We start from the raw sequence: 15755 nt of genomic DNA, 5'->3' as shown, positions 1-15755 counted from the left end.
TGCCTTCCGCTTCGCGGTCACCGGGCGTCCTCCAGAACGTCGTCCGCCGTGCGCACGGAGCCGGCGAGGGCCGCGGCGGGCACTTCGCGGGGCACCTGGAGGACCTCCCGCAGGCTCGGCGCGGGGGCCGTCGGCACCAGCGGGACGCGGGCGCCGGCGCGGGCGCGCTGGGAGAACCAGATGACCTTGCTGCCGGTGTCCGTGGCGCAGCAGCCCCAGCCGTCGCTGGTGGCGGCGAGCCGTTCCAGGCAGGCGCGCAGATCCTGGTCGGGGCGCAGATCGCGATCGTTGTCCCCCACGGCGGTGATGAGGTGCTGGCCGTTCCACCACATCTCGATCGACGTGTTCTTGTCCGTCGCGTGCTCGTCGATCGCCTTGAGCAGCATCTCGGCGCCGCCGCAGACCGGCTCGACGAGGTTTTCGAGGTCCCAGAACCTGAGGTGAGCTGCCAGGATGCGCCTGACCTGTCCGACGCGTTCCGGGCTGACTTCCACATCGAGGTGGTAGTAGCAGGCACTTGCGGTCTTCATCGTCGTTGGCTCCTCACCTGCGAAGCTCGCGCTCCTTCTCGTCCCTGCGGAACGGGCCCCGAATACGAAGCGTGAGCGTTGATCGCTTCTGAGTCACCTCAAGAGTGGGAGCGCTACGCCATTCGTGCAACACGAGCGCACATCCGAGACGGGTGAGGCACATCCGAGGTCGTTGAAGATCCAACAAGACGCTGAGTCATCGCGCGTGCACCATGTGTGAAGGCCCCGTCCGTGTGTCGCGGCCGCGATCCGGAGGTGAATCTGCGCCATGCTGCTCCCCGCCAAAGCCGAGGTGGCCCGGCAACTGCAGCGGTACCGGGCCTGGGAACGAGCGATGCTCGCGGCTCCCGCCGACCGTTTGGTGCGGGCCACCTTCGAGGACTCGGGCTACACCCTCTGCGTCCTGATGGGCAAGCGGTGCGCGCGCGAGGCCGCCGACGCCGCCGAGCGCTATCTGCGCACCGGCATGGTCACCTATCTGCGGGAACAGACCGGACGGGTCAGGCGGAGCGGTACCCGGCGGCGAGGTCCGCCGTGGCGGCGGAGGCGTTCCCCGGCGGGGAGATAGACCCGGGAGGCAGGCGGAGCCCCCTTCCGGCGCAGTTCTGAAACCACCGGCCGGGCGGCGTGCCCGGCCACGAGCATGGCGGAGGTGTCATCCCATGAGTCCGACTCCGGCCATCGGCCGCATTCCCGTCCTCGGCGTCCGTCCGGCCGTGGAGTGCGGCAGGCACCCCGCCAAGGCGGTCGCGGGGGAAACCTTCCAGGTCACCGCCACCGTGTTCCGCGAGGGCCATGACGCAGTCGCCGCGAACGTCGTCCTGACGGACCCCGACGGCCGACCCGGCCCCTGGACGCCCATGCGGGAGCTGGCACCCGGCTCCGACCGCTGGGGAGCCGACGTCACACCGGACGCGGTGGGCCGCTGGACGTATCACGTCGAGGCCTGGAGCGACCCGGTGGCCACCTGGCGCCACACCGCCCGCATCAAGGTGCCGGCCGGGATCGACACCGGCCTGGTCCTGGAGGAGGGCGCCGAACTGTATCGCCGGATGGCAGCGGGCGTGCCGGCGGACGCGGGCCGGGCGACGGTACTGACAGCCGCCAAGACGATGCTCGACGACTCGCTGCCGTCCGCGGTGCGCCTGGCGGCGGCCTTCGGGCCGGAGCTGGACGCGGTGCTGGGGCGGTATCCGCTGCGGGAGTTGGTGACGGCGTTGGAGGCGTTGCCGTTGCTGGTGGAGCGGGAGCGGGCGCTGTTCGGGTCGTGGTACGAGTTCTTCCCGCGGTCGGAGGGCACGCCCCAGCAGCCGCACGGGACGTTCCGGACGGCCGCGCGGCGGCTGCCGGTGATCGCGTCGATGGGTTTCGACGTGGTGTATCTGCCGCCGATCCATCCGATCGGGACCACGTTCCGCAAGGGCCGCAACAACACCCTCAACCCGTCTGCTGAGGATGTGGGGGTGCCGTGGGCGATCGGGTCGCCGGAGGGCGGGCACGACGCGATCCATCCGCAGCTGGGCGGCTTCGAGGACTTCGACTGGTTCGTGGGCCAGGCGCGTGCGCTGGGGATGGAGGTGGCGCTGGACTTCGCGTTGCAGTGCTCGCCGGATCATCCGTGGGTGGACAAGCATCCGCAGTGGTTCCATCACCGCCCGGACGGGTCGATCGCGTATGCGGAGAATCCGCCGAAGAAGTACCAGGACATCTATCCGGTCGCGTTCGACGCGGACATGGACGGGCTGGTCGCGGAGACGCTGCGGGTGTTGCGGTTGTGGATGGCGCACGGGGTGCGGATTTTCCGGGTGGACAATCCGCATACCAAGCCGGTGGTGTTCTGGCAGCGGGTGCTGGCGGACATCGGGCGGACCGACCCGGATGTGATCTTCCTGGCGGAGGCGTTCACCCGTCCGGCGATGATGCACACGCTGGCGCAGATCGGGTTCCAGCAGTCGTACACGTATTTCACCTGGCGCAACAGCAAGCAGGAGCTGACGGAGTATCTGAGCGAGTTGTCGGGTGAGGCGGCGTCGTATATGCGGCCGAACTTCTTCGTCAATACGCCGGACATTCTCCATGCGTATCTGCAGCGCGGCGGGCGGCCGGCGTTCGAGGTGCGGGCGGTGCTGGCGGCCACCCTGGCGCCGACCTGGGGCGTGTACAGCGGCTACGAGCTGTGCGAGAACGTTCCGCTGCGCGAGGGCAGCGAGGAGTACCTCGACTCGGAGAAGTACCAGCTCAAGCCCCGCGACTGGGAAGCGGCCGAACACGCGGGGACCACCATCGCCCCACTGATCACCCAGCTCAACACCATCCGGCGCCGCCACCCCGCACTGCGCAGGCTCAGGAACCTCACCTTCCACGAGACCGACAACGACGCCCTCATCGCGTACAGCAAACGCACGGGCGACGACACGGTGATCGTGGTCGCGAACCTCGACCCGCACCACGCCCAGGAGGCCACGGTCTCGTTGGACATGCGGCGACTCGGCCTTGACTGGCACGAGTCGGTGTCCGTGCACGACGAGTTGTCGGGCGAGACATACCGGTGGGGCGGGACCAACTACGTCCGCCTGGAGCCCGGCCGGGCTCCCGCGCATGTGCTCCACGTGGAGCGGGCGCCCAACGGAGGGTCGGCAGCGTCATGACCGTCAACCAGCCCGTCCCGGACACCTTCGAGGACACTCCCGCCAAGGACCGGGACCCGGAGTGGTTCAAGCGAGCGGTCTTCTACGAGGTCCTCGTCCGCTCCTTCCAGGACAGCAACGGCGACGGCGTCGGCGACCTGAAGGGCATCACCGCCAAGCTGGACTATCTCCAGTGGCTGGGCGTGGACTGTCTGTGGCTGCCGCCGTTCTTCAAGTCACCGCTGAGGGACGGCGGCTACGACGTCTCCGACTACACGGCCGTCCTGCCGGAATTCGGCGACCTCGCCGACTTCGTGGAATTCGTCGACGCCGCCCACCAGCGCGGTATGCGCGTCATCATCGACTTCGTCATGAACCACACCAGCGACCAGCACCCGTGGTTCCAGGAGTCCCGCACCAATCCCGACGGCCCGTACGGCGATTACTACATGTGGGCCGACGACGACAAGCAGTTCCAGGACGCCCGGATCATCTTCGTCGATACCGAGGCCTCCAACTGGACCTTCGACCCGGTACGGGGCCAGTACTTCTTCCACCGCTTCTTCTCCCACCAGCCGGATCTGAACTACGAGAACCCGGCCGTCCAGGAGGAAATCCTGGCCGCCCTCCGGTTCTGGCTGGACCTGGGCGTCGACGGCTACCGGCTCGACGCCGTGCCCTATCTGTACGCGGCCGATGGCACCAACTGCGAGAACCTCCCCGCCACGCACCAGTTCCTGAAACGCGTCCGCCGTGAGATCGACGCGCTGTATCCGGACACGGTGCTGCTGGCGGAGGCGAACCAGTGGCCGGAAGACGTCGTCGACTACTTCGGCGACTACGCGTCGGGCGGCGACGAATGCCATATGGCGTTCCATTTCCCGGTGATGCCGCGGATCTTCATGGCCGTACGCCGGGAATCCCGCTACCCGGTCTCGGAAATCCTCGCCAAGACCCCGGCGATTCCCGCCAACTGCCAGTGGGGCATCTTCCTGCGCAACCACGACGAGCTCACCCTGGAAATGGTCACCGACGAGGAACGCGACTACATGTGGGCCGAATACGCGAAGGACCCGCGTATGCGCGCCAACATCGGCATCCGCCGCCGCCTCGCCCCGCTCCTCGACAACGACCGCCACACGATCGAACTGTTCACCGCCCTGCTGCTGTCCCTCCCGGGCTCGCCGATCCTCTACTACGGCGACGAGATCGGCATGGGCGACAACATCTGGCTCGGCGACCGCGACGCCGTCCGCACGCCCATGCAGTGGACCCCGGACCGCAACGCGGGCTTCTCCACCTGTGACCCGGGCCGGCTCTTCCTGCCGACGATCATGGATCCGGTCTACGGCCACCAGGTCACCAACGTCGAGGCGTCCATGTCCTCGCCCTCGTCACTGCTGCACTGGACCCGCCGCATGATCGAGATCCGCAAGCAGAACCCGGCCTTCGGGCTTGGCTCGTACACCGAACTGCAGTCCTCCAACCCGGCGGTGATCGCCTTCCTGCGCGAGTACGAGGACGACCTGGTGCTCTGCGTGAGCAACTTCGCGCGCTTCGCGCAGCCCACCGAGCTGGACCTGCGCGAGTTCAGCGGCCGGCATCCCGTTGAGCTGTTCGGCGGGGTCCGCTTCCCCGCCATCGGTGAACTTCCGTACCTGCTGACCCTGGGGGGCCACGGCTTCTACTGGTTCCGGCTCGTCCGAGTCGCATCCCGCATCGGCCGACGCCACTGAGTGGGCGCCGAGGAAAGGACGCGTCACCATGCCGAAGACCGCATCGCTGCACCCCAGTCGTACGGCTGTCGCCGGGCCCATGGCCTCGCTCGCCGGGCTGCTGCGCGATTGGCTGCCGCGGCAGCGGTGGTTCGCGGGCAAGGACCGGCCCGTCACCGACCTCGCGCTGCTGTCCATGACGGAGCTGTATCCGGGCTGTCTGCACCTGCTGGTGCACGCCGGCCCCCCGGCCGTGCCCGCCCCCGGCGGCACCGGTGCCGCGCCGGCCGGTGACTGCTACCAGTTGCTCCTCGGTGTGCGCAGGCATCTGTCGCCGCGTCTCGGCCGGGCCCTGATCGGGCGGGCGGAGGACGGGCCGCTGGCCGGCCTGACGGTGTACGACGCGCTGCACGACCCGCGCTCGGCGCAGCTGCTCCTGGAACGGCTGCGGCATCCCGGCACGGTGGGCCCCCTGCGCTTCGAGGCCGACCCGGCCGTGGAGATCCCCGCCGGACTGCCGCCCCGGCTGCTGGACGCCGAACAGTCCAACTCCTCGCTGGTGTACGGCGACATGTACATCCTGAAGGTCTTCCGGCGCATCCAGCCGGGCGTCAACCCCGACCTGGAGGTACCGGGCGCGCTCGCCGAGCTGGGCTGCCGCCGGGTGCCCGCGCCGGTGGCCTGGTTCCGGACCACGCATCCGCAGGAGGCCACGCTCGGCGTGCTGCAGCCGTATCTGCGGGACGCGTCCGACGGCTGGACCCTGGCGCTGCACGCGTTGTCGTCCGGTGCCGACTTCACCGCACAGGCACACCAGTTGGGGCAGGCGATGGCCGAGGTGCACCTGTCGCTGGCGTCGGCCTTCCCGGCGGGCGCGCACGAGGAGCACGGCCGCACGGCGGCTGCGATGATCTCGCGGCTGGACGCCGCCGCGCACTGCGTACCGGCGCTGCGGCCGTTCGTCCCCGGTCTGCGGACCGCGTTCTCCGCGCTCACGACCTGCGACACCGGGCCGCCCGCCCAGCGGATCCACGGCGATCTGCATCTCGGGCAGGTGCTGCGCGCCGGGCGCGAGTGGTTCGTCATCGACTTCGAGGGCGAGCCGTCCCGGCCGCTCGCCGAGCGGTGCAGCGCCCAGTCGCCGGTGCGGGACATCGCGGGCATGCTGCGCTCCTTCGACTACGCGGCCCGGCAGCGCCGGCCGTGGCGTCCCGAGTGGGCGCGCCGCTGCCGGGAGGCCTACTGCGCGGGCTATGCCGCCCGTGCGGGCTGGGACCCGCGCAAGAAGCACGGGCTGCTGCGCGCCTACGAGACCGACCGCGCCGTGTACGAAGTGCTGTACGAAGCCAGAAACCGTCCGGACTGGCTCTCCGTGCCGATGGCGGCGATCGAGCGTCTCGCCGTGAGAGGAAGCTGAAGCCGTGGCCCTGCGTGACACCTCCCTCCCCGAGCCGTCCGGCCCGCTGCCGCCCACGGCCGCGCCCCTGGACCCCGCCGACCGTGAGCGCCTCCTGGCCGGCGCCCATCACGACCCGCACGCCCTGCTCGGCGCCCATCCGGTGCCGGGCGGGGTGGCCTTCCGGGCGCTGCGTCCGTTCGCCCGCGCGGTGAGCGTTGTGATCGACGGCCGGCGCACCGGCCTGGCCTCGGACGGGGACGGCCTCTTCTCCGCCGTACTGCCGCTGGACGCGATTCCGTCGTACACGCTGGTGGTCGCCTATGAGGACGATGAGTACGAAGTCCACGACCCGTACCGCTTCCTGCCCGCCCTCGGCGATCTCGACCTGCATCTGATCCGCGAGGGCCGGCACGAGCAGCTGTGGCGGGCGCTGGGCGCCGAGCCGATGACCCACCAGGGCGTCACCGGCACCCGCTTCACGGTCTGGGCTCCGAACGCTCAAGGTGTGCGCGTCGCCGGGGAGTTCACCTGCTGGGACGGGACGGCGTTCCCCATGCGGTCCCTCGGTTCGTCCGGCGTCTGGGAGCTGTTCCTGCCCGGCATCGGCGAGGGCACCCGCTACAAGTTTGAGATCACCTCCCGGTACGGTGGCCGCTTCCTCAAGGCCGACCCGATGGCCCGCCGTGCGGAGGTCCCGCCGAACACGGCCTCAGTGGTGACGGCGTCCGACTACGAGTGGGGCGACTCCAAGTGGCTGGCGCGGCGCGGGGACGTGCCCGTGCATGTGGCGCCGTTCTCCGTGTACGAGGTGCACCTGCCGTCCTGGCGGCCCGGGCTGACGTACCGTCAACTGGCCGAGGAGCTACCGGACTACGTCAAGGACCTCGGCTTCACCCATGTCGAGCTGATGCCGGTCATGGAACACCCCTTCGGCGGCTCCTGGGGCTACCAGGTCACGTCGTACTACGCCCCCACCTCCCGCCTCGGCTCCCCCGACGACTTCAAGTACCTGGTGGACGCCCTGCACCGGGCCGGCATCGGCGTGATCATGGACTGGGTGCCCGCACATTTCCCCAAGGACGACTGGGCGTTGGCCCGCTTCGACGGGGACGCGCTGTACGAGCCGGGAGACGACCGGCGGGCCGAGCATCCGGACTGGGGGACGTACGAGTTCGACTTCGGGCGCACCGAGGTGCGCAACTTCCTTGTCGCCAACGCCGTGTACTGGTGCGAGGAGTTCCACATCGATGGGCTGCGGGTGGACGCCGTCGCCTCCATGCTCTACCTCGACTACTCGCGTGACTCCGGTCAGTGGACGCCCAATGTGTACGGAGGGCGGGAGGATCTGGACGCGGTGGCGTTTCTGCGGGAGATGAACGCGACCGTGTACCGGCGAGCGCCGGGGGTCGTGATGATCGCCGAGGAGTCGACGGCGTGGGACGGGGTGACGCGGCCGACCGACAGCGGCGGCCTGGGCTTCGGCCTGAAGTGGAACATGGGCTGGATGCACGACTCGCTGGGCTACATCGCGCACGAGCCGGTCCACCGCAAGTACCACCACAACGAGATGACCTTCTCGATGGTCTACGCGTACAGCGAGAACTACGTCCTGCCCATCTCGCACGACGAGGTCGTCCACGGCAAGCAGGCTCTGGTCTCGAAGATGCCCGGCGACTGGTGGCAGCAGCGCGCCAACCACCGTGCGTACCTCGGCTTCATGTGGGCCCACCCCGGCAAACAACTCCTCTTCATGGGCCAGGAGTTCGCCCAGGGCGCCGAATGGTCCGAGGCGCACGGCCCCGACTGGTGGCTGCTGGATCCTGAGTACAGCGCGGAGGCCGACCACCGAGGCGTGCGCGACCTGGTCCGCGACCTCAACACGATCTACCGGGCGACCCCGTCCCTGTGGCAGCGCGACACCGAACCGTCCGGCTTCCAATGGGTCATCGGGGACGCATGGGAGGACAACGTCTTCGCCTTCCTGAGGTACGACGCGAAGGGCACCCCTCTCCTGTCCGTCTCCAACTTCTCCCCCGTCGTCCGCCACGACTACCGCCTCGGCGTCCCCGACACCGTCCCCGCCTGGCACGAAAGCCTCAACACGGACGCGGCGAAGTACGGCGGCAGCGACGTCACCAACCCCGGCCCGATCACACCGGAGGACGGACACCTCCGGATCACGCTGCCGCCGCTGGCCACGGTGTGGTTGACGCCGTACACCGTGTGACGCTCGGGCGGAGGCGACTTCTCCGTTCCCGGCACCACAGGCTGTCACCTGGGCTAGATTCGAGGCCGCCGATAACCGTGCTCGTCGGCGAAGTCACAGCCCGTACACAGCAGCAGGAGCAGCGCATGCGCGACTTCGCCCTCGCTCCACCGACCACCACGCCCATGACCGGCGGACTCGCCGACAGCATCTTCGAGACAGCCGACCTCCGGCCCACCCTCCCGGTGCTCGCGCGCCGCTCCCACCCCACCTCCGAGGTCTGGGAGGAGGTGACCGCCGTCGAACTCCGCGACGAAGTGGTCGACGTGGCCAAGGGGCTTGTCGCGTGCGGAATCCTGCCGGGCAACCGCGTGGCGATCATGGCGTGCACCCGGTACGAGTGGTCGGTGCTCAGCTACGCCCTGTGGGCGGTGGGCGCCGAGGTCGTGCCGATCTATCCGACGGCGTCGCGCGACCAGATCGAGTGGATCCTGCGGGACTCCGCCTGCGTGGCCATGGTCGTGGAGGACGAGCAGGCCATCATGACCGTCGGCTCCGTGTGCACGGGGCTGCCGCTGCTGCGCCACGTCTGGCAGTTGGACGCGGGGGCGCTGGACCAGCTGACGGAACGGGGCGCGTTCATCCCGCTGGCCACGGTCGACTCACTGCGCCGCATCGTGATGCCGGACTCCACGGCGGTCGTCGCCTACACGTCCGGCACGTCGGGGCATCCGCTCGGGTGCGCGCTGACCCACCGCGGGCTGGCGAGCCCCTGCGACACGCTGCTCGCGGGCTGGGGCCACACGGCGGCACCGCCGGGAGAGCAGCCGTCCGTCCTCGCCTTCCTGCCGTTCTCGCACGTCTACGGCCTCATGATCCAGGGCCTGTGTCTGCGCGGCGGAATCCTGATGGGTCACCAGCCCGACATCAGCGAGCGGGCACTCGTGTCGGCCCTGCAGTCGTTCCGGCCGACGTACTTCTACGCCGTTCCGTCGGTCTTCGAGAAGATCTACAAGAACTTCCTGCGGACGGCCCAGCAGACGGGCCGTGGCGCCCTGTTCGAGAAGGCGGCCGACACGGCACGGGACTTCGCCGCGGCCTGCGAACGGCAGCGGCTCGGCGAGGGACCGGGGCCGGCCTTCGATCTGCGGCTGCAACACGCGCTGTTCGAACGGACGGTGTACCGCAAGCTCAGAACGGCGCTGGGCGGCCGGGCACGCCGCGCGACCTCGGGCGGCTCACCGCTCAACCGCGAACTGTCCCTCTTCTACGAGGGCATCGGCATCTACGTCCACGACGGCTACGGCCTCACGGAGACCTGCGGCGGCATCACGATGCAGCCGCTGGGCCGGGAGCGGTCCGGAACCGTGGGGAAGGCACTGCCGGGCACGGACATCCGGGTGGCCGACGACGGGGAGATCCTGGTGCACGGCCCCTCCGTCTTCCAGGGCTACGTCAACAACGAGGCCGCCACCCGGGCCGCGCTCCGCGGCGGCTGGCTGGCGACCGGCGACATCGGACGGCTCGACCCCGAGGGCTATCTGACGATCACCGGCCGCAAGAAGGACATCATCATCACCAGCAGCGGCAAGAGCGTGGCGCCCGCGCCGCTGGAGCAGCGGCTGCGGATGCATCCCCTGGTCCATCAGGCCGTCGTCGTCGGCGACAACCGGCCCTGTGTCGGCGCCCTGATCACCCTGGACCCGGAGTTCCTGGCGCACTGGCGCGGCGCGCTCGCCCTGCCGAGCGACACGCCGAGCCGGGACGCCCGGGAGGAGAACGCGCTGCGGGAGGAGATCGCGCGTGCCGTGGCGGCGGCCAACAGCGCCGTGTCCCGCTCGGAGTCCATCCGTGTGTTCCGGGTGCTGCCGGAGCCGTTCGCCCTGTCCAACGGGCTGCTGACACCGTCGATGAAGCTGCGCCGGGACGCCATCGTCGAGCACTACGCGTTCGAGATCGACGCCATGTACCAGGCGCGTTCCCGCAGTTTTCGGCGCACCGCGCCGGACGAAACCGCGGGCTGGGAGGAGTCGGACAACGTGTTCCGGTGAGCTGCCGCCTACTCCCCCGTCGTCAGCCGCACGACGTTGGACCGCTCACCGAGGACGAAGGCCCGGATCCGGTACGAGGCGCGTTTCTCACCGGGCAGGGTGGCCAGTTCGGTCGAGGTGACGTCCGGATCGAGCACGGCGATCGGTTCGTATCGGGTGGCGCCCTTTCCGCGGATCTCCAGCAGGAAGCCGTCCTCGTCGTCCGACTCGTCGGTCCAGGTGAAGCGGATGCTGTCCGTGCGGTCGGCGCGGGCCGGTGCGGAGGTGGGACCGCTATAGGACCGCAGCCGGTAGTGGAACGTCGTGTGCGGTATGAGATCTGGGTGCCGGTAGGTCGTCACCTGCCGGGGCAGGTACTGCAGAACGGTGTACGGGCCGTCCTCCTCGGTGGCGAACTCCAGGACGTGGCCGGCGACGCCGGGCCGGTCGTCGTGCCAGGTCAGGACGGCGTCGGTGGGCGTCGTGAGGGCGGCCTTCAGCGGCCGGTCGGGTTCTGGCGCGTGGGTCGCGCAGGCCGACAGCGCCAGGAACAGCGCTGCCGGCACCGCGATACGTGACGTCCTGGGCATACGACTGCGTGCGCCTACTTGCGCCAGAACCGGATGCCGCTCCACTCCACGGTGGCGGTTCCGTTGCCGCTGTTGGTGCGGTAGGCGCCGAACTTGTCGTAGAAGCTTCCGCCGGGGCTGTCGTAACTGTGCTTCAGCGAGCCGTTGATGTAGGTGCGGTGCTCGTCGCCGACCGCGTGGACGGTGTTGACGCGGACGGTCGCGCCGACGGTCCCGGCGTTGGAGAGCGTGGTCCCGCCGTGCACCGCGTACAGCCGGCCGCCGCGCTCGACGGCGAGCATGAAGTACGGGCCCGAACCCGACTCGTGGAAGGTCTGTTTGAGGCTGATCCTGGTGCCGCTGAGGTCGTTGATGCGGAAGTAGCCCTCGAACTGCCGGGTGCCGCCGGTGTAGGTGGCGTAGCGCCGTTCAGCCCGTTGGTCTCCGCTCGCTGTCGAGCAGGTGAGCCGGAAGGTCAGGCCGTCGACCTGTCCGCAACCGCGCTCCTGGACGGTGTGGCTGGGTGAGACCGACTGCCAGCCGCCGGGCTCCACTTCGGCGACGGCATGCGGGACGGCCAGTAACGACGTGGCGCACACCGCGGTGGTCACGGTGAGCGTCCGCAGGCGTGGGTACATCCTGCCTCCTGGGGTGGGGGGTGATCGAGATAGTCACGTAGTCATGTATGTGAATCTCGATCCCTGTCCTGAACGAACGTCTCGGACGGTAGGACCAGACCAATCACCCGGTCAAGGCTTCGCGCACACACCTCATTCACACCCGCCCGGTGCGCCGGGGCACCGGGCGGGGCATGGTGGTCATCGACGCGTTCGTCTGCCTGCCGCACCCGGCTGGCGGAACGGCTGAAGGCACGGTGGGATCGATGAGGTGCGAACCAGTGATCCAGGGGCATACGAACCGCGTCCAGTAGGACCGCCTGGAGCCGCAGAAGGGATGGAACACCGTGACACGACCCAGGATCCTGGTGGTTGGCGCAGGTTTCGCCGGAGTGGCGTGCGTACGCCGCCTGGAACGCAAACTCGCCCCCGACGAGGCCGACGTCACCCTGGTGACGCCGTTCGCCTACCAGCTCTATCTGCCGCTGTTGCCCCAGGTCGCCTCCGGCGTACTGACGCCGCAGTCGATCGCCGTATCGCTGCGCCGCAGCAAGAAGTACCGCACCCGGATCATCCCGGGCGGCGCGATAGGCGTCGACCTCAAGGCCAAGGTGTGCGTCATCCGCACCATCAACGGCCAGATCGTCGACGAGCCGTACGACTACATCGTGCTGGCACCCGGCAGCGTCACCCGCACCTTCGACATCCCCGGGCTCACGGACCACGCGTTCGGCATGAAGACCCTCGCCGAGGCCGCCTACATCCGCGACCACGTCATCTCCCAGCTGGACCTCGCCGACGCCAGCCAGGATCCCGCCGAACGTGCCGCGCGGCTGCAGTTCGTGGTCGTCGGCGGCGGATACGCGGGCACCGAGACCGCCGCCTGCCTCCAGCGCCTCACCCACGCCGCCGTCAAGCGCTATCCCCGCATCGACCCGGCGCTGATCAAGTGGCATCTGATCGACATCGCGCCGAAGCTGATGCCCGAGCTGGGCGACAAGCTCGGCCGCAGCGCCCAGGAGATCCTGGGCAGGCGCGGGATCGAGATCTCCCTCGGTGTCTCCATCGACAAGGCGGGACCCGAGGAAGTCACGTTCACCGACGGGCGCGTGATCCCCACCCGCACGCTGATCTGGACCGCCGGCGTGGTCGCCAGCCCGCTCATCGCCACCCTCGGCGCGGAGACGGTCCGGGGGCGGCTCGCGGTCACCGCCGAGATGAACCTGCCCGGCCACGACGGTGTCTTCGCGCTCGGCGACGCGGCCGCGGTGCCCGACAAGGCCAAGGACGAGGAGGGCACGGTCTGCCCGCCGACCGCACAGCACGCCATGCGCCAGGGAAAGCGGGTCGCCGAGAACGTCCTCGCGACGCTGCGCAACCAGCCGATGGTGCCGTACGTCCACAAGGACCTCGGCCTCGTCGTCGACCTCGGCGGCAAGGATGCCGTGTCCAAGCCGCTCGGCATCGAACTGCGGGGCGTGCCCGCGCAGGCGGTGGCCCGCGGCTACCACTGGTCGGCGCTGCGCACCAACGTCGCCAAGACGCGGGTCATGACGAACTGGGTGCTCAACGCGCTCGCCGGCGACGACTTCGTGCGCACCGGCTTCCAGTCCCGCAAGCCCGCCAAGCTGCATGACTTCGAGTACATCCACTCGTATCTGACGCCAGAACAGGTACGGGCGCACGTCGACGGCACGGACCGGCAGGACCAGTGACGCCGCCGCACGTGGCCGACCGGCTCTCCTGAGCGTGGGCCCGGCGTGCGATGCTGAGGCCTGATCTTGGCAGGCGGCGGGAGTGAGTACGGCGGAGTGAGAGCAGCGGGACGAAGGGACCGGGCGCGGCTGCGGGACCTCGCGGCGGCGTCCGACCCCGGCCTGCTGCGACTGACCGCGGGACTGCGGACGGTGGGCGCCATCGCCCTCGCGCTGGCCGTGCTCGCCCTGTTCGGGTCCGACGTGACCCATCTGGTCGCGGGAGCCATGGCGGCGATGGTCGCCACCTTCGCCATCCGGGAGAAGCAGCGCGCCCCGCAGGCCGTCACGCTCGCGCTGGGCCTGCCGGTGGCGCTGGCCGCCGTGAGTCTGGGGGCGCTGCTGCACTCCCATGTGGCGGCCGGTGACGTCTTCTTCGTCATGCTGGTCTTCGCCGGTGTGTATGTGCGCAGGTTCGGCGACCGGGGCACCGCGCTCGGGCTGATCGGCTTCCAGGTGTACTTCCTGTCCCTGTTCGTCGGCGCCACCGTCTCGGCCCTGCCCGAGCTGTACGGGGCGATCGTCGTCGCCTTCCTGTGCAGCGCCGCCATGCGTTTCGTGGTGGTGCCGCAGACGGCGGCGGGGACGCTGGAGCGGCTGCGGGAGGCGTTCCGCGCCCGGCTGGCCCGGCTCGTGTCCGCCCAGCTCGACCTGCTGGACGCGGGCCCCGACGACGTCGACAAGGCGCTGGAGGACGTACGCGACGGCACGGCGCGGCTGCACGAGACGGCCATGCTGATCCAGGGCCGGCTCGACGACGGGACGTCCGACGAGACGGTGGCGCGGCTGCTGCAACGCCGGGTCGCGGACGCCGAGATCGCCGCCGAACGGCTCGGCCTGTTGCTGCTGACCGCGCGCAGCGCCGAGCGGGCGGACACGCTCACCCTGCATCTGCCGGGCGCGCCCGCCCCGACGGGCAGCCCTCTTCCGGTGCGCGACGAGGCGACCGCCACACTGCGGCGCGACCTGGACGCGCTCCGGCTGCTGGTGCTGCGGCCGGTCTCCCAGGACACCGGTACGGGGCTGTCCCACGTGCGCAACCGCCTGCTCGGCTACCGCGAGGAGGAGAACCTGCCGCCCGCGCCGCCCGCCGTCCAGGACGTCTTCCGCGGCATCGGCGAGAGTGCCCGCGCGGTCCTCGGGCTGCGGATCGCCCTCGACGGCCCGCAGGACGAGTCGGACGACACCCCGGCGACGGCCCGTTCACGCGAGGAACTCGACGCCGAGGACGCGGCCATCACCGGCGCCGAGGAGAGCGAGCCGACGGAAACAGGGCTGCGCCGCCCCACGACACGGGCGGCCGTGCAGGTGGCCGTCGGCTCGGCGCTCGCCATCGCCGGGGGCGAGCTGCTCTCCAGCCAGCGCTGGTACTGGGCGGTGCTGACCTGCTGGATCGTCTTCATCAACACGGCGTCGACGGGCGAGATCCTGGTCAAGGGCTACCGCCGGCTCCTGGGGACCGTGCTCGGCGTCGTGGCCGGGATCGTGCTCGCGGGCCTCGTCGCCGGACACACCTGGCCCGCGTTCGCGCTGGTGCTGCTGTGCATCTTCGCGATGTTCTACACGGCGCCGCTGTCGTACACGCTGATGTCGTTCTTCGTCACCGCGGCACTCGGCCTGCTCTACACCCTGCTGCACACCTACAGCCTCTCGGTGCTGCTGCTGCGCGTGGAGGAGACGGCGCTCGGCGCGGCCTGCGGGATCGTCGCGGCGGCGCTGGTGCTGCCGGTCCGCACGGACCGTCGTACGAACGACCTGCTGAAGACGGTGCTGGAGCGGCTCGGCGAGGTCGCCGAGGCCGCCATCGACCAGCTCAGCGGCGGGCCGGAGGTCGATCTGCTGGACAAGGCGCGCGACCTGGACGAGGCGCTGGCCGATCTGAGCGCGGCCACGCAGCCGCTCACCCATCCGATCACGCCCCTGCGGACGCGACGCGACACCGCGCGCTATGTGGTGGCGCTCCTGGAGACCTGCGCGTACCACGCGCGGGCGCTGGCCGCGACCGCCGAACTCCTGCCCACCCATCCGTCGATCGCGGCGGACCCCCGGCTGCGCCGGGCCGGACGGCGGATCGCGCACAACATCGAGGCCATCGCCGGGCAGGTCGCGGACGAGCACAGCACCGCCGAGGTCGAGACCGGGCCGAGCATCGCCTCGCTGCTGGAGCCCGACATCCCCGGCACTCCCCGGTTCGGCCGGGTCACCGACCGCGTGCTGCGCCATCTGCAGCGCCTGGACGAGGGCGTGGTCGGTCTGGCACGGCCCCTGAACGTGCCCGTCGGGCCGCGGTCGAAGTCGAAGAAGTGAC

11 protein-coding genes are annotated in these 15755 nt (G+C 70.1%); 8 read left to right on the top strand and 3 right to left on the bottom strand.

Annotated elements, in window-relative coordinates; all coding sequences use genetic code 11:
• Positions 1-17: 17 nt before the first annotated feature.
• Complete coding sequence (locus OG828_RS45725; protein WP_328370763.1) at positions 18-530, bottom strand: pep a2; 513 nt, start codon at positions 528-530, stop codon at positions 18-20.
• Positions 531-798: 268 nt separating this feature from the next.
• Here OG828_RS45725 and OG828_RS45720 point away from each other — a divergent pair, with 268 nt between their 5' ends.
• From OG828_RS45720 to OG828_RS45695, 6 genes are all read left to right on the top strand, one after another.
• Positions 799-1098 carry a DUF5133 domain-containing protein gene (locus OG828_RS45720; protein WP_328370760.1) on the top strand — a complete coding sequence of 100 codons (300 nt, stop codon included), beginning with the start codon at positions 799-801 and terminating at the stop codon, positions 1096-1098.
• A gap of 94 nt (positions 1099-1192) precedes the next feature.
• Positions 1193-3178, top strand: a complete 1986-nt coding sequence (locus tag OG828_RS45715; protein ID WP_328504484.1) for an alpha-1,4-glucan--maltose-1-phosphate maltosyltransferase — start codon at positions 1193-1195, stop codon at positions 3176-3178.
• Positions 3175-4893: a maltose alpha-D-glucosyltransferase gene (gene treS, locus OG828_RS45710; RefSeq protein WP_328370755.1), complete on the top strand. Its 1719-nt coding sequence runs from the start codon at positions 3175-3177 to the stop codon at positions 4891-4893. The genes OG828_RS45715 and treS overlap by 4 nt, the downstream gene beginning before the upstream one ends.
• Positions 4894-4921: 28 nt before the next feature.
• A complete protein-coding gene (locus tag OG828_RS45705) occupies positions 4922-6289 on the top strand; it encodes a maltokinase N-terminal cap-like domain-containing protein (protein WP_328370752.1) in 1368 nt (455 codons plus the stop codon).
• A 4-nt stretch (positions 6290-6293) separates the two neighbouring features.
• Positions 6294-8498 carry a 1,4-alpha-glucan branching enzyme gene (glgB, locus tag OG828_RS45700; protein WP_328504483.1) on the top strand — a complete coding sequence of 735 codons (2205 nt, stop codon included), beginning with the start codon at positions 6294-6296 and terminating at the stop codon, positions 8496-8498.
• Positions 8499-8623: 125 nt separating this feature from the next.
• On the top strand, positions 8624-10528 hold the full coding sequence (locus OG828_RS45695; RefSeq protein WP_328504482.1) for an AMP-dependent synthetase/ligase: 1905 nt from the start codon (positions 8624-8626) through the stop codon (positions 10526-10528).
• Between the two features lie 8 nt (positions 10529-10536).
• Here the strand turns inward: OG828_RS45695 and OG828_RS45690 are convergent, their stop codons facing one another.
• Both OG828_RS45690 and OG828_RS45685 read right to left on the bottom strand, forming a co-directional pair.
• Positions 10537-11097: a fibronectin type III domain-containing protein gene (locus tag OG828_RS45690; RefSeq protein WP_328504481.1), complete on the bottom strand. Its 561-nt coding sequence runs from the start codon at positions 11095-11097 to the stop codon at positions 10537-10539.
• A gap of 14 nt (positions 11098-11111) precedes the next feature.
• Positions 11112-11714 (bottom strand): hypothetical protein, encoded by a 603-nt coding sequence (locus OG828_RS45685; RefSeq protein WP_328504480.1) that lies wholly within the window; start codon positions 11712-11714, stop codon positions 11112-11114.
• Positions 11715-12040: 326 nt separating this feature from the next.
• Between OG828_RS45685 and OG828_RS45680 the strand changes: the two genes are divergently transcribed.
• Both OG828_RS45680 and OG828_RS45675 read left to right on the top strand, forming a co-directional pair.
• The gene (locus OG828_RS45680) at positions 12041-13408 is read left to right on the top strand and encodes an NAD(P)/FAD-dependent oxidoreductase (RefSeq protein ID WP_328504479.1); all 1368 of its coding nucleotides are present in this window, start codon (positions 12041-12043) and stop codon (positions 13406-13408) included.
• 96 nt (positions 13409-13504) lie between these two features.
• Complete coding sequence (locus tag OG828_RS45675; RefSeq protein ID WP_328504478.1) at positions 13505-15754, top strand: FUSC family protein; 2250 nt, start codon at positions 13505-13507, stop codon at positions 15752-15754.
• Position 15755 lies beyond the last annotated feature (1 nt).

This window comes from Streptomyces sp. NBC_00457 (genome assembly GCF_036014015.1).
GTDB lineage: Bacteria > Actinomycetota > Actinomycetes > Streptomycetales > Streptomycetaceae > Streptomyces.
This window is presented reverse-complemented; position numbering and strand designations above follow the sequence as displayed.